We start from the raw sequence: 20909 nt of genomic DNA on the forward strand, positions 1-20909 counted from the left end.
GAAAATCAGGAACCCGCTACAATCATTTAGGAACGTCTTCCGTCTCCGGCAGCGTCACGTTGAGCTCAAGGATAGAGATGTCATCCCCTTTCTGATCCAGCTGCACCGTGACCATGTCCGGGTCAATTTTCACGTATTTACAGATCACTTCCAGGATATCGCGCTTCAGCTGCGGCAGATAGTGGGGCTCACTGTCGCCCCTTCTGCGTTCGGCCACGATAATCTGCAGCCTTTCCTTGGCTATGTTGGCTGTGTTCTTCTTACGGGATAAAAAGAAATCAAGTAATGCCATTGGTTATCCCCCGAACAGGCGTTTCAGGAAACCCTTCTTCTCTTCTTCGATAAAGCGGAAGGGGCGTTCTTCGCCAAGCAGGCGATCTACGGTATCAGCGTAAGCTTTACCGGCGTCAGAGTTTGCATCGAGGATCACGGGCTCACCCTGGTTAGACGCGCGCAGCACCGACTGATCTTCCGGAATCACGCCGACCAGAGGAATGCGCAGGATTTCCAGCACGTCTTCCATGCTCAGCATGTCGCCACGCGTTACGCGTCCCGGGTTATAGCGGGTCAGTAACAGGTGCTCTTTTACCGGCTCTTCGCTGTTTTCAGCGCGACGTGATTTCGACGAGATGATGCCGAGAATACGGTCTGAGTCACGCACGGAAGAGACTTCAGGGTTGGTGGTAATGATCGCTTCATCCGCGAAGTACAGCGCCATCAGCGCACCGGTTTCGATACCGGCCGGCGAGTCGCAGACGATAAAATCGAAGTCCATTGCCGCCAGGTCGTTCAGCACTTTTTCCACGCCTTCGCGGGTCAGGGCATCTTTATCACGGGTTTGTGAGGCGGGCAGAATATAAAGCTGCTCGGTGCGCTTGTCGCGAATCAGCGCCTGATTCAGCGTCGCATCGCCCTGGATAACGTTGACAAAGTCATACACCACGCGGCGTTCACAGCCCATGATCAGGTCGAGGTTACGCAGACCGATATCGAAATCGATCACCACGGTTTTTTTGCCTTTCTGCGCTAACCCTGTGGCGATGGCCGCGCTTGACGTGGTCTTGCCAACGCCCCCTTTACCCGATGTAACTACAATGATGCGTGCCATAAATGTTGATTTCCTTAACGAAAGAAAAGGGGCCTAATTAAGTGTCTGGATGGTGAGCGCGCCCTCTTTAAGGCACAGGCGCGCAGCTTTACCAAAGAATTCCGCCGGGATCTGGTCCATGATCCAGTATTCGCCGGCAATGGAGACCAACTCTGCTGACAGGTTGGTGCAAAAAATCTGGCAGTCGCGATCGCCGCTGGCACCGGCCAGCGCGCGGCCGCGCATCATGCCGTAAATATGAATGTTGCCGTCTGCCACCAGTTCGGCACCGGCGCTGACGCTGCTGGTGACGATCAAATCGGCGTTGCGCGCGTAAATCTGCTGACCGGAACGCACTGGCGTATTGATGATACGCGTTTTGCTGGCCGGTTCGCTGACCGGCGGCGCGACCGCTTCCGGCTCCGGCGCGGGCGCATCAGCGCGTTTGCGGTTCTCTTTACCCTCTGACAGCACCGGCAGGCCAGCGCGGGCAATCATCTTTTTCAGGGCTTCATCTTTACAGCCGCTCACGCCCACAATGCGTAAGCCGGTGGCGCTGACGGCCTGCTGCATCTGCTTCCAGTTGATGTCACCGTTCAGGGCTGACACGTTCAGCACCACCGGCGCGTTGTGCAGAAAAGCCGGGGCCTGGTCGATTTTGTCCTGCAGCGCCTGACGAATCACCTCGGGTTGCGAATGGTGCAGATGAACAACTGACAGGGTAAAACTGCTGCCCTTGAATTCGATTGGCGATTGCGACATCTGTCCTGACTCAGTCCTGTTTTACGACCCTGAAGTAAACGCCGATAAAATCGTCATTAACATCCGCGGGTCAATATTCGAAGTTCTGCAAGCATGTTATAGTTACTGCTATATTCAGGCAAGTGACGCCCTTAGTTAATTCGAGTAAAAAATATGTTTTGTGTGATCTATAGAAGCCCGCAACGTGACCAGACTTATCTGTATGTAGAAAAAAAAGACGATTTTTCGCGCGTCCCGGAAGAATTGCTGCGCGGCTTTGGTAAACCGCAACTGGCGATGGTGCTGTCGCTCGACCAGCGCGACAGGCTGGCCAACGCTGACATCAATAAAGTGAAGCAGGGTTTAAGCGAACAAGGTTATTATTTGCAGATCCCACCACCGGTTGAAAGTCTGCTCAACATTCATCTTGAACAGGGTAAAAAAGTTTAATTCAGATTCATCTGTAAAAATATATCCTGTAAATATAATCAGTGCTTCGGCATTAATTTAATTGCTCACCTTAACCCATTATTGTGGGCAATAATCGTTGTCTTAAGCGGCGGACCTGATGAACAGGGGAACGGCTTTTGCCGCTTTCCGTCACGTGCGCCGCGATAAACCCGCTAATATAGTGCTCAGCAGCCTGCCACGTTCCGGCGGCTGATGAGACATCTTCGCCAGCGCGGCTGGCACCAAACACAACTCAAGCAGGGGATTAGCATGTATCAGCATCGTAACTGGCAGGGCGCGCTGTTGGATTATCCGGTCAGCAAAGTGGTGTGCGTCGGCAGCAACTATGCAAAGCATATTAAAGAGATGGGCAGCGCCACCCCGAGTGAGCCGGTGGTGTTTATCAAACCGGAAACCGCAGTGTGCGATTTGCGGCAGCCACTGTCGATCCCGGCCAGCTTTGGTGAGGTGCATCATGAAGTGGAGCTGGCGGTGCTGATTGGCGCCACCCTGAAGCAGGCCAGCGAGGAGCACGTGGCGAAAGCGATTGCCGGTTATGGCGTCGCGCTGGATTTGACGCTGCGCGATCTGCAGGCCGGGTTTAAGAAAGCCGGTCAGCCATGGGAGCGCGCCAAGAGTTTCGATAACTCCTGTCCGCTGTCCGGGTTTATCCCGGCGGCTGAATTCAGCGTCGATCCGCAGGATGCCGAACTCAAGCTGGTCATTAACGGCGAGGTGCGCCAGCACGGCACTACGGCAGATATGATCCACAAAATTCTGCCGCTGATTGCTTACATGAGCCAGTACTTCACGCTGCGCGCCGGTGACGTGGTGCTGACCGGTACGCCTGAAGGCGTGGGCCCGCTGCGCTCCGGCGATAAGCTGGAAGTGTCGCTGGCCGGTCACGGTATCAGCACCCGCGTACTGTAATACTTGCATCACCGCACCTGAAGCTTTATAAGGTGCGGTCTTGTTGCTCAACCCGGACCGCTATCATGACCGACCAACCTTTCTGGCAGACCAAACGCCTGGACCAAATGAACGACGCAGAGTGGGAATCGCTGTGCGACGGCTGTGGACAGTGCTGTCTGAATAAGTTGCAGGATGCGGATACCGATGAGATTTACTTCACCAATGTCGCCTGCAATCAGCTCAACATCAAGACCTGTCAGTGCCGCAATTATGAGCGTCGCTTCGAGTACGAAGAAGATTGCATCAAGCTGACGCGCGAGAATCTCACCACCTTTAACTGGCTGCCGCGCACCTGCGCTTACCGGCTGTTAGGGGAGGGCAAAACGCTGCCGGCGTGGCACCCGCTGATTGCCGGGTCGAAGAAGGCGATGCATGCTCAGCGCATTTCGGTGCGATACATCGCGGTGCGCGAGAGTGAAGTGCGCGACTGGGAAGAACACATTATTGACCGGCCGGATCGGAACGGCTGATAACGCAACAGGCAGCCGCGGCTGCCTGTTTTGTCTGAGACGTAGTTTGACTGGGAATCAGCGACCAAACAGATCGCGACGTTTTGCTTTGAACGGTTGCGCAATCAATACCAGAATGCCCACCAGCAGATAAGCGGCAAAAATCACGATCATCCACTGCGGCATGCTCCAGGTCAGGAAAGTCCATCCGCGTTCGGCGCAGTCACCGCTGGCGACAAATACCGCCGGCAGCCATTTATCCAGCGGCAGCCAGCTCGGGAAGCGAGCAGCAAAATCGCAGGTCACAAACGGATTGGGATGCAGCTGAATCATGGTGTGCTCATAAGAGAGGCGTACCCCTTCATAAGCGCTGTAGAGCCAGATGGCGATGGCTGCCCAGCGCAGCGGCGTTTTAGGCGCAATTGCACCCACCAGGCCGGCGCCCATGACGCCAAACAGCGCACAACGCTCATAGATACACATTACGCAGGGTTGCAGTCCCATTACGTGCTGAAAGAACAGCGCAACCAGTTCAAAAACCAGGGCGGTCAGGGCCATTAATAACCAGGCACCGCGTCCGCGTGAGCATTGATTCAAGTATCGCAACATATTGCTTTTCCCGTAGCCGTTAATGCATCGCAGTGTAAACCAAAAGCGTACCCGTGCCAGCCAGGCAGGGGGAAAAAATCATGTATAAAAATGACTTATCCCTGATCCACGCCAAAAAATCGTGGCTTTTAGCACACGGCATCAAAAGCGCACACGTAAGCGCAGCGTAACCCACAGCTTTTTTCGCTGCGTAGCGGCTGAATTTTGCGCCAGCGCGCGCTTTTAATCCGCTGGCAGGCTATTTCCGCTATGACCCCTCTGGTATGATGAGTGCCATTACGACAAAGAAAGCAACGAGAAATAAATGCTATGGTGATTAAGGCACAGAGCCCTGCAGGATTCGCTGAAGAGTACATAATTGAAAGCATCTGGAACAGCCGTTTTCCGCCGGGATCGATTCTTCCTGCCGAACGTGAGCTTTCTGAACTGATCGGCGTGACCCGCACCACTCTGCGTGAAGTGCTGCAGCGGCTGGCTCGTGATGGCTGGCTGACCATTCAGCATGGTAAACCCACCCGCGTTAATGATTTCTGGGAAACGTCTGGTCTTAATATCCTCGAAACGCTCGCCCGTCTTGACCACGACAGTGTGCCGCAGTTAATTGATAACCTGCTGTCAGTGCGCACCAATATCGCGTCGATCTTTATCAGCCGCGCGCTGCGCCATCATCCGAATAAGGCGCGTGAAGTGCTGGAGAGTGCGCTGAGCGAGGAAGATCAGGCTGAAGCCTATACCGAGCTGGATTATCGCGTGTTTCGCGGCCTGGCCTTTGCTTCCGGCAACCCGATTTACGGCCTGATTCTCAACGGTCTGAAAGGGCTGTACACCCGCGTTGGCCGCCATTACTTCTCGAATCCGGAAGCGCGTGAACTGGCGCGTAACTTCTATCGTCAGCTGGCGGATCTGTGTGGCAAACAGCCAACGCAGGATCAGATCGTCGACAGCGTGCGTAACTACGGCCGCCGCAGCGGTGAAATCTGGCACAGCATGCAGAAAAGCATGCCGGATGATTTGAGCAGTAAGCGTTAACAGCGTACAAACGTTTTACGGGTTCCTGTCCCGGACAGCCAGTATCCGCTGCTGCCGGGCTGCTCCTCGCGCCGCTTACGCGGTACCTTCGGCGTTCACGTTGCGCCTGACGGACCGGCCGGTATCGGTCTTCCTGACCGGCCCGGCCTGATTCCCGCCTCCCCGCGGGAATCTCCTGGCGCAACGTAAAAGCCTCAGCGCTGCGAATAGCCCGCCGCATCAGCGGATACTGACTGTCTGTGAAGTTGGTGCAGGATTATCTGTGAGATTAGGGGCTTACAACGCAGGATGATAAATGCTCGTCCCTGAGCATGGAGATTTTGTTTAAAGCGCCGGTCCGCGCGCCGGACAGCGATCCAGCAGCTCCACGCTGCCATCTTCGTTCTGCTGTTCCAGATTGACATCAAAACCCCACAGCCGATGCACATGCTTCAGCACATCGCGACGGCTCTTATCGAGCGGGGCGCGCTGCTGCGGCACATAGCGTAGCGTCAGCGAACGGTCACCGCGCAGGTCAACGTTGTACACCTGAATATTCGGCTCCAGATTGCTCAGATTGTACTGCGCCGACAGCTGCTGACGAATCGCGCGATATCCCGCCTCATCATGAATGGCGGCAATCTCAAGATAGTTATTACGATCGTCGTCCATTACCGTAAACAGACGGAAATCCCGCATCACTTTCGGCGACAGGAACTGGCTGATGAAACTCTCGTCTTTAAATTCGCGCATGGCGAAATGCAGCGTCTTCAGCCAGTCGGAGCCGGCGATGTCCGGGAACCAGTAGCGATCTTCCTCGGTTGGCGACTGACAGATGCGCTTGATATCCTGGAACATGGCAAAGCCCAGCGCATACGGGTTGATACCGTTATACCACTGGCTGTTATACGGCGGCTGATACACCACGTTGGTATGACTGTGCAGGAACTCCATCATAAAGCGCTCCGACACTTTGCCCTCATCGTACAGGTGATTCAGGATGGTGTAGTGCCAGAAGGTCGCCCAGCCTTCATTCATCACCTGGGTCTGTTTCTGCGGGTAAAAATACTGGCTGACTTTACGCACAATGCGCAGCACTTCACGCTGCCACGACTCCAGCAGTGGCGCGTTCTTTTCCATAAAGTACAGCAGGTTTTCCTGCGGCTCAGAGGGATAGCGCGCCGCCTCGACCTGAGTTAACTCTTTCTCTTTGCGTGGCAGGGTGCGCCACAGCGTATTGACCTGGCTTTGCAGATATTCTTCCCGGCTTTTCTGCCGCGCTTTCTCTTCCTGCAGCGAAATCTTTTGCGGGCGTTTATAGCGATCGACGCCATAGTTCATCAGCGCATGACAGGAGTCCAGCAGTCGCTCGACCTCTTCCACGCCATAACGCTCTTCGCAATCAGAGATGTAGTTACGCGCGAACAGCAGATAATCGACAATTGAGCTGGCATCGGTCCAGCTGCGGAACAGGTAGTTGTTTTTGAAGAAAGAGTTGTGGCCATAGCAGGCGTGCGCCATCACCAGCGCCTGCATGGTCATGGTGTTCTCTTCCATCAGGTAAGCGATACAGGGATTCGAGTTAATGACGATTTCATACGCCAGTCCCTGCTGACCATGTTTATAGCGCTGCTCGGTTTCGATGAACTTCTTGCCGAACGACCAGTGGGCATAATTGATGGGCATCCCCACGCTGGAGTACGCATCCATCATCTGCTCGGAGGTGATCACTTCGATTTGGTGCGGGTAGGTATCGAGCCCATAGCTTTTGGCCACGCGGTCGATCTCCGCCAGGTAGACATCAAGCAGCTCAAAGGTCCAGTCGGGACCGTCACTGAGTCGTTTGCTGTTGCGGGTTGGCTCGTCAAACATTGTCGTCATAGCGCACCTCTGTTTTGCAAGCGGCAGGCAACAGAGTGTCACCTGTCACGATCGTTTAAGGCTTCATCCTGAGAAAGACAGCCCAAAAAAACTGAGCGAACACTTCAATGATAGTCCACTGTCGCTTATCCGATGCGGGAACTCAATCGAATTCTTTTGGTACAAAATCATCATAATAGGCGTGCTTTGGTAGCTAATAAGGTGATGTGTTATCTGAGTGATAAATTGCAGCATTAAATCCTGTTTATAAGCGCGCGATATGACTGCGGCGCTTTCTCCTGAAAAAAGTGAGATGCTCTGCCTTTCGCATAATAATTCGCTGGTTAACGCTTTTAAGGCACAAAAAACTCTGATTTTGGCGCGACCGCATGATTTCAGTGTGCAGTTAAGTGAAAAACATGTGAAATGAAAGGGTCGAATGTAATATCAGTTCAGCCATCGGGTTATGCTAAACCCGATGGTGATACCAGTTAATTATGCTTTTCTCGATGAGGGGCTTATGCGCGTAGTCATTCTGGGTAGTGGTGTCGTAGGGGTAGCCAGTGCGTGGTATCTGGCGCAGGCGGGGCATGACGTCACCGTAATCGATCGCCAGCCCGGCGCGGCGCTGGAAACCAGTGCCGGCAATGCCGGGCAAATTTCGCCCGGCTATGCGGCACCCTGGGCGGCGCCCGGTGTACCGCTCAAGGCGTTAAAGTGGATGTTTCAGAAGCATGCGCCGCTGGCAGTGCGACTCGACGGTAGCAAATTCCAGCTGGAGTGGATGTGGAACATGCTACGCAACTGCGACATGCGTCACTACCAGGAAAATAAGGGCCGTATGGTGCGCATCGCCGAATACAGCCGCGACTGCCTGAAGGCATTGCGCAGCAGCACCGGTATCGCCTATGAAGGGCGCCAGGGCGGCACTTTGCAGCTGTTCCGCACGCAGCAACAGTTTGACAGCGCCAGCAAAGACATCGCGGTACTGCGTGAAGCGGGGGTGCCCTATGAGCTGCTGGAAGCGCATCAGCTGCACAGCGTGGAGCCGGCGCTGGCGGGTACCGCGCACAAGCTGACCGGCGGCCTGCGCCTGCCGAATGACGAAACCGGTGACTGCCAGCTGTTTACCCAGCGGCTGGCGGCGATGGCAGCCGCAGCCGGCGTCACTTTCCGTTATGACACGTCGGTGGATCAGCTGTTGCGCGAAGGCAATCGCATCTATGGCGTGAAGTGCGGCGATGAGGTCATCAAAGCCGATGCTTACGTCGTGGCGTTTGGCTCTTACTCCACGGCGCTGCTGAAAGACATCGTGTCGATTCCGGTCTATCCGCTGAAAGGCTATTCCCTGACTATCCCGATCAAAGATCCGCAGGGCGCGCCGGTCTCCACCATCCTGGATGAGACCTATAAAGTGGCGGTGACGCGGTTTGATGACCGCATTCGCGTCGGTGGCATGGCCGAAATCGTTGGTTTTAACACCAAACTGTTGCCGGCACGACGTGAAACGCTGGAGATGGTGGTCCGCGATCTCTATCCTGAAGGCGGGTATGTTGAACAGGCTACGTTCTGGACCGGACTGCGCCCGATGACGCCGGATGGCACGCCCATTGTCGGGCGCACGCCGCTGACCAATCTCTGGCTGAACACCGGGCACGGTACGCTGGGCTGGACGATGGCCTGTGGTTCCGGCCAGTTGCTGGCCGATCTGATTTCGGGACGTAAACCGGCCATCGCCGCCGACGACTTGTCGGTGCTGCGTTATCTGCCGGGCTTTGCGGCCCCGGCATCGCCGCTGCGTAATGCCAGCGCGACGCGCTGATACTTCAGGGAGAGTAAAAACATGTCACGTCCTACGGGTGCCACCATTAATCAACAGGCGCTGCGCCACAATCTGGCGATTGTGCGTCAGGCGGCACCGCACGCGCGCGTCTGGTCGGTGGTGAAGGCCAATGCCTACGGCCACGGCATTGCCCGCGTATGGCAGAGTCTGGCGGAGACCGACGGTTTCGCGCTGCTGAATATGGAAGAGGCGATCCTGCTGCGCGAGCAGGGCTGGAAAAAGCCAATTCTGCTGCTGGAAGGCTTCTTTCACGCCGATGACCTGACGCTGATCGATCGCTATCGCCTGACCACCAGCGTACATAGTAACTGGCAGATTCAGGCGCTGGCGAAGGCGCAGCTGTCGGCGCCAGTCGATGTTTATCTGAAGATCAACAGCGGCATGAACCGTCTCGGTTTTCGTCCGGAACAGGCACAGGCGGCCTGGCACAAGCTGCGTGCGTTGCCCAACGTGGGGGAAATGACGCTGATGGCGCACTTTGCCGATGCGGAAAACCCGCAGGGGCTGGTGGAACCGATGCAGCGCGTTGAACAGGCGGCGGAAGGGCTGAACTGCCCGCGTTCGCTTGCCAACTCAGCGACCACGCTGTGGCATCCGCAGGCGCATTTTGACTGGGTGCGGCCCGGCATTATTCTCTACGGCGCGTCACCGAGCGGCGACTGGCAGGATATCGCCAGTACCGGTCTGCAGCCGGTAATGACGCTCAGCAGTGAAATTATTGGCATACAGCAGATCGGTGCCGGCGAGGGCGTTGGCTACGGTTATCGCTACCACGCGGCCGCGCCACAACGTATCGGTATTGTGGCCTGTGGCTATGCTGACGGCTATCCGCGCCATGCGCCGACCGGTACGCCGGTCAGCGTTGACGGCATCCGCACGCAAACGCTTGGGGCGATCTCGATGGACATGATGATGATTGACCTCGAACCCTGCCCGCAGGCGGGTATCGGTTCGCGCGTGGAGCTGTGGGGCAACGAGGTGAAAATTGATGAGGTGGCGAAAGCCGCCGGAACGGTAGGCTACGAGCTGATGTGTGCACTCGCGCCGCGCGTCCCGGTCACGCTTAGTTAAGCGCCGTCACTGTACCACGCATGTTCTTACTGCAGCGCCAGGCGATCAGCGCCAGCGCTGCACCCACCAGCATCATCAGCGCTAACGCTGATTTCTCTGCCACCGGCAGCGCCACCATCGCCAGGCTGCCGCCCGCACCGCCCGCCATCTGAATAAATCCCTGCAGCGCCGCCGCCACACCCGCCTGCTGCTGATACGGCTCCAGCGCATAGCTGGTGGCCGGACCGACGGTGAAGGCCAGGCCGGCTACCGAGATTGCCACCGGAATCATGTACAGCGACCAGTGGGTTTGCCAGGCCGCAGGTAACAGCGCCATCCCCGCCACCACCAGCAGCGCACCGAGCAGCATGGTGACAAACCCCATGGCCAGACAAAACGGGCGCCCCGCCTTGCGAATGGTTTTATTAACAAAGGCGCTGACCAGCATGATCCAGAAACCGTTGGCGCCAAAGGCAAACGAGAACTGCAGCGGCGTCAGGCCACCTTCGGTCATCAACACGTGCGGCGCCAGCGAAACGTAGGTCAGCACCATGCCGAGCGCGCCCGCGTTGGCAAAGGCGAAAGCGAGAAAGCGCGGCTGCCGGGCGATGGCAGCATACTGCGCCAGCGGCAGTCCTTTGACGCGCAGCGTGTCCGCCGGACGCGTTTCCGGCAGTGCGACCACCACAATAATGGCAATCACCAGCGCATAGCCGCACAGGAACCAGAAGGGCGCACGCCAGCCATAGGCTTCCGCCAGAATACCGCCGAGCAGCGGTGCCAGCGCCGGCACGATGTTCAGCGCGCCATTAAGGAAACCATAAGCGCGCGCCGCGGCATCGCCGCTCAGTCGATCGCGCACGCCGCTAAATGCCACCACCGCGCTACAGCATACCGCGCAGCCCTGAATCAGGCGCGCCAGGAAGAACACCGGCCAGACGGTGGCGGTTGCGGCCACTGCGCTGCCGATGATGTAGAGCGCGAGGCCGATCAGCGCGATCGGCTTACGGCCAAAATTATCCACCAGCGGACCAGTAACCAGCTGACCGATACCCATCACCAGCAAAAACAGCGGAATGGTGGTCTGGATCAGACTGACCGGGCTGTTAAGACCGTCGGCAATCTGCGGCAGCGTGGGGAGGTAGAGATCGATGCCCAGCGGTGCCAGCAGCACCAGGCTCAAAAGAAGTAGGGTAAACTTTTGCATTACGAACCAGTAACGTCCTGTTAAACAGGCGAGAAGGGTAATGAGTCTGCGGCCAAAAAGAAAGGGCTAAAACGAAAAGGCGATGTCTGCCGGCACAGCGCAGACATCGCGTCGAGGGTATCAGTAAGCACCGTCGCGGCGCAGCACCACGCCAGCGGTTTTAAACAGAATGGCGATGTCGGTCCACAGCGCCCAGTTCTTCACGTACCAGGAGTCAAAATAGACGCGCGTGTCGTAGTCGATATCGTTACGCCCGCTGACCTGCCACAGGCCGGTCATGCCCGGTTTGGCCATCAGATAGTAGTCGACATCGCCCGCGTAGCGTTCCAGCTCAGCTTCAATCACCGGACGCGGTCCCACCAGACTCATTTCGCCACGAATCACGTTCCACAGCTGGGGCAGTTCATCCAGGCTGGTTTTGCGCAGGAAGCCACCGATTTTGGTGATGCGCGGATCGTTCTTCAGTTTGAAATCACGATCCCACTCAGCGCGCGCTTCGGCACTGGTGGCCAGCAGATTCTGCAGCACTTCCTGTGAGTTGGTCACCATTGAACGGAACTTCAGGCACTTAAACTTCACTCCATCCTGACCGACGCGTTCGTGGCCGTAAATGGCATTCCCGCCATCGCGCTTCACCATCCAGCACAGCAGACCGAACACCGGGGCAAGAAACAGCAGCAGCAGTGAGGCAACCACCACGTCGAAAGTGCGCTTGAGGAAACGCGAGGAGCGTTTCGCCAGGTTGTTACTGACGCGCAGGATCATCACTTCATGGCTGAAAATAAACGACATATCGGTGCCATACAGCGGCACACCGCGCAGCGTAGGGATAACCGAAATTGAGCGGCATTTCATCTTGGACAGAAACTTCAGCCATTTATCGCGCACCACCTGCTGTTCAAATTCGGTGGCGACGATAAATTGCGTGTTGTCACGGTCCATGGTCTGCCAGTTGATGTCTTTCCAGGTAATAACCGGCACGCCGTTAACACTTTCCTGGTGAGGCTCATCATCCAGCGAGATAAACGCCTGCACGTTATAGCCCAGAATCTCCTCGCTCTGCAGCGCCGCGTAGGCTTCCATGGCGTTCTTACCGGAGCCGATGATAATGGTCTCTTTTTGCCACTGGCCCGCGCGGTTGATGGCACGCTTCACGCCGGCGCGCATCAGCGGCAGCAGCAGCAGGGCATAGGTCCAGCTAAATACCCACACCATGCGCGAGAAGTCCCATTTGGAAAAGGCAATCAGCGCCAGATCCAGCAGCGAAAACACAAACAGCGTTTTGACGATTTCTTTCAGCTCAAACCAGAACGGTTTGCGGTAGGTGTAGTGGCGCATACGCACCCAGAACCAGGCTGTGCACAGCAATGACAGACCTAACTGTGCGACAAAGCGGTATTCAATTTGCTGCGGCGGAATAAAACTGTCCAGTTCTCCCCAAATACCCTGGACGGTGGCCGCGGATAAAAATAATGCCAGGTTCAGTGCAATTAAATCCGAAAAGCTGAGTGCCACTTTCGCGATGAGATTTTTGCGCAGTCCGCTCCACGAGCGGGTTGCATCGTTCATTACCAATGTACTTGCCATAAAACCTGCTCTCTTTTCTTAAGTAAAAGATGGCCTGACCAGAATCAAGTACGCGCTCAGGAGTCGTCCGCTGAAAGCAGAAATAAAATAATATTCAGCGAGATATGAGTCAGTGCTGCCATAAGCGCTGCATGGAAAGGGCCGTTTGAGACGTGATTTACGTCACGAAAAGCTGCAGCAACGTTTAAGAGTATGCAGGAGTTATTTGACAGAGTTAATATGGAAAGAGTCTGAAAAAACAATATTTGATTAAAGTACAGGTCAGCTAATTTATTGAAAAATAATAATAAAAGTAAAAGGTGCCACGAAATAACAGACTATTTTAAGACTACTTTTCGGAATGACCGCCAGTCAAAGTGAATGGCGGTGAGGAAAATATCAGGCCGGTTTTTTCAATACCCAGCGGTCTTGCTGCTTGTCATAGTGGCCGATCTGCAGATCGACCGGTTCGCCATCAATCCACGCCGGTACGCTGGTTTCATGATCCCAGCCGTCGAGCTGATAACTCAGGCCGGGGTTGGTATGGCAGGGGATGCCGACGGTATCCAGCTTCTCCACATCCATTACTGCATCGACGATCTCGTAACGACCAATCTTCACCACGTGTCCCATCATCTTCTCCCGTTTGCTGGGTGGAATAGTGATCATAGACGCTGACACGCAGTTTACGAGCGATACGGCCTCGGATTATTCCTTCTCTTCCCGCACGCGTACCCCGATTTTGACGATTTGGTTATCCTCTTTTTCCGCCACCGTCCACGTCAGCTGGTTCCACTCGACCTGATCTCCCACCACCGGCGTGCTGCCGAGCAGACCCATAATCAACTGGCCGAGCGACTGCTGATCGTTGGTCTCTTCATCGAGCTCCAGGCCATAGATCTGCGCGACATCGCGCAGGCGCGCCTCGGCATCAAGGATAAAGTCACCAAAGAAGCGCTGATCCAGCGCCACCGGCGGCGTCTGGCTGAACATCTTGCCCAACGCCGGCAAATCGCGCTCACGGCCAATAACGCACAGCACGTCACCCTCTTTCAGACACGTATTGCCGTTGGGGTGCATCAGCGCGTTATCGCGGAACAGGGCGGCAATGCGCGTTTCGCGCGGCATTTGCAAATCGCGCAGCGCGGCGCCGACGCACCATTTGTCGGCGCTGAGCTGATAAACGAACTGTTCCCACGGATTTTCCGGATGGATATCCAGCCCGACGCGGCTGATGGGCGACGCGGTCGGCGGTACCACCACCTTAGCCCGTTTAGCGGCATAGCCCAGCGACGTGCCCTGCAGCATCAGAGATACCAGAACCACGAAGAAGGCGATATTGAAGTAGAGTTTTGAATTCTCCAGCCCGGCCATCATCGGGAACACCGCGAGGATAATCGGCACCGCACCGCGCAGGCCTACCCAGCTGATAAAGATGCGTTCACGTCCGGTAAAGCCTTTAAACGGCAGCAGCCCGACCAGAATCGACAGCGGACGCGCCACCAGAATCAGCCACAGTGAGAGAATCATCGCCGGCAGCGCGATATGCCACAGGTCAGACGGCGTCACCAGCAGGCCGAGCACGATAAACATACCAATCTGGCTCAGCCAGGCCATGCCGTCGAAAGTCTGCAGAATGCCGTGGCGGTTACGAATCGGGCTGTTGCCCAGCAGAAAACCACACAGATAGACCGCCAGAATGCCGCTGCCTTCCATCACCGTGGTCAGGGCAAACACAATGATGCCGCCGCTCAGCGCCAGCAGCGGATAGAGCCCTTGTGCCAGGCTGATGCGGTTGATCAGTTGCTGCAGCGCCCAGCCGCCGCCCAGTCCGAGCACAATGCCAAGGCCGAACTGCTGCACCAGATGCACCACAAACATCCAGCTCAGGCCGCTCTGCCCCTGCTGGATCATGTCGATTAGCGTAATGGTAAGAAACACCGCCATCGGATCGTTGCTGCCTGATTCAATCTCCAGCGTGGAACTGACGCGCTCGTTAAGCCCTTTGTCGCCCAGCAGTGAAAACACCGCTGCGGCGTCGGTCGAGCCGATAATGGCGCCAATCAGGAAGCCCTGCATCAGATCGAGCTTAAACAGCCAGGCGGCAGCCAGACCGGTGAGGCCGGCGGTAATCATCACGCCAACGGTGGCCAGCGACAGCGCCGGACCAAGCGCCACCTTGAACGAGCTGGCCTTGGTGCGCATGCCGCCGTCGAGCAGAATAATCGCCAGCGCCAGGTTGGACACCAGATAGGCCACCGGATAGTTATCAAAGGCAATACCGCCGATGCCGTCCACGCCGGTCAGCATCCCCAGCGCCAGGAAGATCACCAGAATCGGGATACCGAGACGCGACGAGAAGGAACTCAGCAGAATACTTGCTGCGACCAGCACGGAACCAATAATGAACAAACTGTAAATCATGCTGGCATTCAACGGCGTTCTCCTGCGGCGGGGCATAAAAAAGCAAATTGCGGGCAATTCACACAGACAAGGTGAAAAGATAATGCCTTATCAATAGCTTGTCAGCGGTTAATTGCACATTTTTTCATTCTGTGGCGTGCTATCCCATAGAAGGTTAAATCCGCACAGAAAAACAGCAGGGTTTTCAGAGGGGTTAAGCCGGGCGGGGTAAAGAAAAAGCCGGTCGGTGACCGGCTGGTAAACTCAGGCTTCAGCGACCTGTTTGTGGAAAAGCTCACGAAATACCGGGTAGATGTCTTCCGGCTCGCGGATGTGCTGAATGGCAAAGTTATCAAACATCGCCTGCAGATGCTCATACTCGCGCCACAGGGTTTGGTGCGCCCGTCGGGTAATCTCAATGTAGCTGTAGTAGCGCACCACCGGCAGAATATGCTTCGCCAGAATTTCATGACACAATGGTGAGTCATCCGCCCAGTTATCGCCGTCCGAGGCCTGCGCCGCATAAATATTCCACTGCGACGGGTCATAACGCTCTTTCACCACTTCGTCCATCAGCTTAAGCGCGCTGGAGACGATAGTGCCGCCGGTCTCCTGCGAGTAGAAGAACTCCTGTTCATCGACTTCTTTCGCCTGAGTATGGTGACGAATATACACTACATCGACGTTTTTGTAAGTCCGGCTGAGGAACAGATAAAGCAGGATATAAAAGCGTTTCGCCATATCCTTGGTCGCCTGGTCCATCGAGCCGGAAACGTCCATTAAGCAGAACATTACCGCCTGGCTGGACGGTTCAGGCCGCTTCTCGAAATTCTTGTAACGCAGGTCAAAGGTGTCGATAAACGGCACACGCTCAATGCGCGCCCGCAGTTCCGCAATCTCTTTACGCAGCCGCTCCTCTTCCAGCAGTTGCGCCGGCTCGCTGTTTTCGACTTCACTCAGTGTGGCTTCCAGTTCGTGCAGCATACGACGTTTGCCTGCGGTCATGGCGGTTCGTCGCGCCAGCGAGTTTTGCAGCGAGCGTACCACGCTGATATTGGCCGGCACGCCATTCGAGGTAAAGCCCGCGCGGTGAGTTTTGTACTCATTGAGCTGGCGATGCTGATTTTTGCGCAGGTTAGGCAGCGCTAAATCCTCAAACAGCAGATCGAGGTATTCATCCTTCGATATCTGAAACACGAACTCGTCCTGACCTTCTCCGTCCTGGCTGGCATTGCCCTGGCCGCTGCCGCCGCCACCGCCGCCCTGCGGCCGCTCAATGCGGTCGTTTTGCACAAAGTGGTCGTTCCCGGGATGCACGCGATGGCGGCTGCCGCCGCGCCCCTGATGGAAAATCGGCTCGTTGATGTCGTCAACAGGAATCGACACCGATTCGCCACTCTCCACGTCGGTGACCGAACGCTTGTTGATGGCCTCAGAGATCGACTGTTTGATTTGCGACTTATAACGGCGCAAAAAGCGCTGCCGGTTGACCGCACTTTTATTCTTGCCGTTAAGACGCCGATCGATGAAATAGGCCATAAATTCCCCCAAACTACGCTGTAAGCCAGGCCGGAACGGGTCCGGCCTCCTCAGGCGGCATGTGGATGCCGCGTAGCTTACCGCTGTCGATTATGACGATTTGCGCACGCGCAGATACCATTCGCACAGCAGACGCACCTGCTTGCGGGTATAGCCTTTTTCCATCATGCGATCGACAAAATCGTCGTGTTTTTTCTGTTCGTCCGTGGATGTTTTGGTGTTGAACGAAATCACCGGCAACAACTCCTCGGTGTTGGAGAACATTTTCTTCTCGATCACCGTGCGGAGTTTTTCGTAGCTGGTCCAGTTTGGATTACGTCCGTTATTCTGCGCCCGTGCGCGCAGCACAAAGTTGACAATCTCGTTACGGAAATCTTTCGGGTTACTGATCCCGGCAGGTTTCTCAATCTTTTCCAGCTCGGCGTTGAGTGATTCACGATCGAACAGCTGGCCGGTATCCGGATCGCGGTACTCCTGATCCTGAATCCAGAAATCTGCGTAAGTGACGTAGCGGTCGAAGATGTTCTGACCATACTCCGAATAGGATTCTAGGTAAGCGGTCTGAATCTCTTTGCCAATGAACTCCGCATATTTCGGAATCAGATAGCCTTTCAGGTGTTCCAGATACTTCTCCGCCTGATCCTGCGGGAACTGCTCGCGCTCGATCTGCTGTTCCAGCACGTAAAACAGGTGCACCGGGTTAGCCGCTACTTCGGCATGGTCGAAGTTAAACACGCGTGACAAAATCTTAAACGCGAAGCGGGTCGACAGGCCGTTCATGCCTTCATCCACACCGGCGTAATCGTGATACTCCTGCCACGATTTCGCTTTCGGATCGGTGTCTTTAAGGCTTTCACCGTCATAGACGCGCATCTTCGAGTAGATACTGGAGTTTTCCGGCTCTTTCAGGCGCGACAGAATCGAGAAGCGCGCCAGCGTTTCCAGCGTGCCGGGTGCGCAAGGCGCGGTGGTCAGCTCACTGTGGTTGAGCAGTTTTTCATAAATTTTGATCTCCTCGGATACGCGCAGGCAGTAAGGCACCTTCACGATGTATACACGGTCAAGGAAAGCTTCGTTGTTCTTGTTGTTACGGAACGTCACCCACTCTGATTCGTTGGAGTGCGCCAGAATGATGCCGTTAAACGGCAGGGCGGAAATCCCTTCGGTACCGTTATAGTTACCTTCCTGAGTGGCGGTCAGCAGCGGATGCAGCACTTTAATGGGTGCTTTGAACATCTCCACGAATTCCATGATGCCCTGGTTGGCGCGGCACAGCGCACCTGAATAGCCGTAGGCATCCGGATCGTTCTGCGCGTGGTTTTCCAGCTTACGGATATCCACTTTACCCACCAGCGCTGAAATATCCTGGTTGTTCTCATCACCCGGTTCGGTTTTGGCGATAGCCAGCTGTTCCAGAATCGACGGCCACACTTTCACCACTTTGAAGCGGGTGATGTCGCCGCCAAAGTCATGCAACCGTTTTGCCGCCCACGGCGACATGATAGTGCCAAGGTAACGCCGCGGCACGCCGTACTCTTTTTCCAGAATATTGGCGTCTTCCTGCGGATTAAACAGGCACAGCGGATGGTCATTGACCGGGCTGCGTTCACCGTCGGCACTCAGCACATAGATCGGCACGCGCTGCATCAACGCTTTAAGCCGTTCGGCCAGCGAGGATTTACCGCCGCCCACCGGGCCGAGCAGATACAGAATCTGTTTCTTCTCCTCCAGCCCCTGCGCGGCGTGTTTCAGGTAGGAGACGATCTGCTCAATCGCTTCCTCCATACCGTAAAACTCTTCAAAGGCCGGATAGCGTCCGATGACGCGGTTAGAGAAGATACGGGAAAGGCGAGGCTCCTGGGCAGTATCGACCATCACAGGCTCACCGATGGCCATCAATAGTCGTTCTGCCGCGTTGGCGTATGCACTGCGATCCTGCTTACAGATGGTGAGGAATTCCTGCAGTGTGAACTCTTCGTCCTTGGCAGCTTCATAACGCTGACGATAGTGATCGAATATATTCATAGCGATGCCCGTCCTTTCGTTTTTAGCACAGGTAAAGGAGCGTAATAAGATGCTCTTGCAGCTCCCGGAAGATATTCTTTATTGAGTACAGCAACCCTTATGCCAACCTGACGATTTTTTATCGGGATTCACAATTCTTATGGTTACTCTGCTCGTACAAAAAATTCTCGTCTTACTTTTACTGTAGAAGGCAATCAGAAAAATTGCTCCGTCTTTTCTCCTTATTTAGCGATATATCAATAACAAAGTCTCATAAGCGCTAAGGCCGTCACGCCCTTGCGGCAACAGGTGCGCTGCGTCTCAGACGCTTCTGACAGGATAAAAAGGAAATCAACATTAAAAGTTAAACCAGTGGCAAAATTTGGTTAGACTCTGCGTGTGATTGTTATATTAATGGAATGAATAAATTGTGAACCATTTCAAACTTAAAGCGCTTGCTCTGATGTGTCCTTGCTATTTTGCGGCGTTCAGCACTTACGCTGAACCCGTGTCACTTGGGGCTTCGGTTATTTATGCCCAGTCGCCGTACCGCGGCGGCCAGGACCGTTATCTGCCGATCCCGGTCATCAATTATGAGGGGGAAAACTTTTGGTTCCGCAGCCTACAGGGCGGTTATTACCTGTGGAAAGACCCGCAGAATCAGCTGTCGTTAACGCTGCTGGGCTCGCCGCAGCAGTATGACCCGAAAGATAACGATCTGGGCGATATGAAAGGGCTGGACAAGCGTCGTATGACGCTGATGGCCGGCGCGACTTATCGTCACGTTGCTGACTGGGGAATTGTGCGTACCGCGCTGCTGGGCGATGTGCTGAATAACAGCAACGGCATGATCTGGGACCTGACCTACCTGTACCGCTTTGATTTCGGCGCGTTCAGCCTGACACCGGGCATTGGCGCAATGTGGAACAGTGCCAACCAAAACCGCTATTACTACGGCGTTTCCGGCCACGAAAGCGCGCGTACCGGCATTGATCGCTATCACCCGGACGACAGCTGGTCGCCTTACGTCGAGATGAACGCCAGCTATCAGATTAGCGAGAGCTGGAACGCCAGCCTGTCAGGCCGTTACACCCGCTTCGCCAGCGAAATTAAAGACAGTCCGATGGTGGATAAAGACGGTCAGTTTACGCTGTGGACCGGCGTCAGCTACAGCTTCTGATGACCGCACGAACGCCTCATAATGAGGCGTTTCTGTTACCTTGCACCAATATTGCGCCCCGTAATGGCGCAACGGGAGGTGAGATGAAGACGATTCAGTTTAACGACGATACGCCGTTAGCGGCTATCGGCCAGGGCACCTGGTATATGGGCGAGAATTCTGCACAGCGGGCGCAGGAAATCGCTGCGCTGCAGGCTGGACTGGACGCCGGACTGAAACTGATCGATACCGCTGAGATGTATGCCAAAGGCGGCGCGGAAGAGGTGGTCGGCGCAGCGCTGCGCGGCCGGCGCGATCAAGCCTGGCTGGTATCAAAAGTTTACCCGTGGAACGCCGGTGAGGTCGATGCGATTGACGCCTGTGAGCGCAGCCTGCGCCGTCTGCAGACGGACTATCTCGATCTTTATCTGTTGCACTGGCGCGGTAATGTACCGCTGGAAGAGACCGTGCGCGCCATGCAAACGCTGCAGCAGCAGGGCAAAATCCGCCACTGGGGCGTCTCCAATTTCGATAGCGACGATCTGCAGGAGTTGTGGAGTGAAGCCGGAGGGATGGGCTGCGCGACTAATCAGGTGCTGTACCATCTGGCTTCGCGCGGTATTGAATTCGATTTACTGCCGCTCTGTCAGCAACACCATACGCCCGTCATGGCTTACTGTCCGCTGGCGCAGGCCGGACGGCTGCGTCAGGCGCTGTTTGACGATGCGACTCTGCAGCAGATTGCACAACAGAAGGGCATCAGCATCGCTCAGTTGCTGCTGAGCTGGGTGATTCGCCAGCCGGGCGTAATGGCCATTCCCAAGGCGGGCAGCGTGGCGCACGTGCAGGAGAATGCGGCGGCCCTGAAGATCACCCTGACCAGCGATGAACTGGCGCTGCTGGATCGCGCTTTTCCGCCGCCGCAGCACAAACTGGCGCTGGATGTGGTGTAAACGGCGCGC

19 protein-coding genes are annotated in these 20909 nt (G+C 55.6%); 8 read left to right on the forward strand and 11 right to left on the reverse strand.

The annotated features are described in order from the left end of the window. Positions 1–22: 22 nt before the first annotated feature. The 3 genes from minE to minC are packed head-to-tail and all read right to left on the reverse strand — an operon-like array spanning position 23 to position 1849. A complete protein-coding gene (gene minE, locus H7K56_RS00445; RefSeq protein WP_010616394.1) occupies positions 23–292 on the reverse strand; it encodes a cell division topological specificity factor MinE in 270 nt (89 codons plus the stop codon). A gap of 3 nt (positions 293–295) precedes the next feature. After that, entirely contained in the window at positions 296–1108 is an 813-nt protein-coding gene (minD, locus tag H7K56_RS00450; protein WP_021510042.1) for a septum site-determining protein MinD, read from the reverse strand. A gap of 33 nt (positions 1109–1141) precedes the next feature. Then, on the reverse strand, positions 1142–1849 hold the full coding sequence (gene minC / locus H7K56_RS00455) for a septum site-determining protein MinC (protein WP_021510043.1): 708 nt from the start codon (positions 1847–1849) through the stop codon (positions 1142–1144). A gap of 153 nt (positions 1850–2002) precedes the next feature. Here minC and H7K56_RS00460 point away from each other — a divergent pair, with 153 nt between their 5' ends. The 3 genes from H7K56_RS00460 to ycgN all read left to right on the forward strand — a co-directional run bounded on the left by H7K56_RS00460 (position 2003) and on the right by ycgN (position 3720). Further along, positions 2003–2278, forward strand: a complete 276-nt coding sequence (locus H7K56_RS00460) for a YcgL domain-containing protein (RefSeq protein WP_021510044.1) — start codon at positions 2003–2005, stop codon at positions 2276–2278. Between the two features lie 270 nt (positions 2279–2548). Beyond that, on the forward strand, positions 2549–3208 hold the full coding sequence (locus H7K56_RS00465; protein WP_021510045.1) for a fumarylacetoacetate hydrolase family protein: 660 nt from the start codon (positions 2549–2551) through the stop codon (positions 3206–3208). Positions 3209–3273: 65 nt separating this feature from the next. Further along, complete coding sequence (ycgN, locus tag H7K56_RS00470; RefSeq protein WP_021510046.1) at positions 3274–3720, forward strand: cysteine cluster protein YcgN; 447 nt, start codon at positions 3274–3276, stop codon at positions 3718–3720. Between the two features lie 57 nt (positions 3721–3777). Here the strand turns inward: ycgN and dsbB are convergent, their stop codons facing one another. Then, a complete protein-coding gene (dsbB, locus tag H7K56_RS00475; RefSeq protein WP_040679952.1) occupies positions 3778–4308 on the reverse strand; it encodes a disulfide bond formation protein DsbB in 531 nt (176 codons plus the stop codon). A 309-nt stretch (positions 4309–4617) separates the two neighbouring features. Between dsbB and fadR the strand changes: the two genes are divergently transcribed. Further along, positions 4618–5337, forward strand: coding sequence for a fatty acid metabolism transcriptional regulator FadR (gene fadR, locus H7K56_RS00480; RefSeq protein WP_150360559.1), 720 nt, complete (start codon positions 4618–4620; stop codon positions 5335–5337). A gap of 324 nt (positions 5338–5661) precedes the next feature. On the opposite strand, the gene H7K56_RS00485 is transcribed toward fadR, so the two are convergent. After that, entirely contained in the window at positions 5662–7197 is a 1536-nt protein-coding gene (locus tag H7K56_RS00485) for a SpoVR family protein (RefSeq protein WP_150360558.1), read from the reverse strand. Between the two features lie 499 nt (positions 7198–7696). Between H7K56_RS00485 and H7K56_RS00490 the strand changes: the two genes are divergently transcribed. Further along, on the forward strand, positions 7697–8998 hold the full coding sequence (locus H7K56_RS00490; RefSeq protein ID WP_150360557.1) for a D-amino acid dehydrogenase: 1302 nt from the start codon (positions 7697–7699) through the stop codon (positions 8996–8998). Positions 8999–9019: 21 nt separating this feature from the next. Next, entirely contained in the window at positions 9020–10090 is a 1071-nt protein-coding gene (gene dadX / locus H7K56_RS00495; RefSeq protein WP_058757726.1) for a catabolic alanine racemase DadX, read from the forward strand. On the opposite strand, the gene H7K56_RS00500 is transcribed toward dadX, so the two are convergent. The 6 genes from H7K56_RS00500 to yeaG form a co-directional block, all read right to left on the reverse strand. After that, a complete protein-coding gene (locus tag H7K56_RS00500; protein WP_150360556.1) occupies positions 10083–11276 on the reverse strand; it encodes a multidrug effflux MFS transporter in 1194 nt (397 codons plus the stop codon). The two genes, dadX and H7K56_RS00500, sit on opposite strands and share 8 nt — an antisense overlap. 120 nt (positions 11277–11396) lie before the next feature. Next, positions 11397–12863 (reverse strand): undecaprenyl-phosphate galactose phosphotransferase WbaP, encoded by a 1467-nt coding sequence (gene wbaP, locus H7K56_RS00505; RefSeq protein WP_127834141.1) that lies wholly within the window; start codon positions 12861–12863, stop codon positions 11397–11399. A 378-nt stretch (positions 12864–13241) separates the two neighbouring features. Continuing rightward, positions 13242–13475, reverse strand: coding sequence for a DUF1480 family protein (locus H7K56_RS00510; protein WP_021510054.1), 234 nt, complete (start codon positions 13473–13475; stop codon positions 13242–13244). A 75-nt stretch (positions 13476–13550) separates the two neighbouring features. After that, positions 13551–15278, reverse strand: a complete 1728-nt coding sequence (locus H7K56_RS00515; protein ID WP_150360555.1) for a potassium/proton antiporter — start codon at positions 15276–15278, stop codon at positions 13551–13553. A 231-nt stretch (positions 15279–15509) separates the two neighbouring features. After that, positions 15510–16784 (reverse strand): YeaH/YhbH family protein, encoded by a 1275-nt coding sequence (locus H7K56_RS00520; protein ID WP_031280211.1) that lies wholly within the window; start codon positions 16782–16784, stop codon positions 15510–15512. 90 nt (positions 16785–16874) lie between these two features. Then, on the reverse strand, positions 16875–18809 hold the full coding sequence (gene yeaG / locus H7K56_RS00525) for a protein kinase YeaG (RefSeq protein ID WP_021510057.1): 1935 nt from the start codon (positions 18807–18809) through the stop codon (positions 16875–16877). 409 nt (positions 18810–19218) lie between these two features. On the opposite strand from yeaG, the gene H7K56_RS00530 reads away from it, so the two are divergent. Further along, complete coding sequence (locus tag H7K56_RS00530) at positions 19219–19968, forward strand: MipA/OmpV family protein (protein ID WP_058774604.1); 750 nt, start codon at positions 19219–19221, stop codon at positions 19966–19968. Between the two features lie 83 nt (positions 19969–20051). After that, positions 20052–20900, forward strand: coding sequence for an aldo/keto reductase (locus H7K56_RS00535; RefSeq protein WP_150360554.1), 849 nt, complete (start codon positions 20052–20054; stop codon positions 20898–20900). Positions 20901–20909: the final 9 nt, after the last annotated feature.

Source organism: Pantoea dispersa (assembly GCF_014155765.1).
GTDB classification, from domain to species: Bacteria; Pseudomonadota; Gammaproteobacteria; order Enterobacterales; family Enterobacteriaceae; genus Pantoea; species Pantoea dispersa.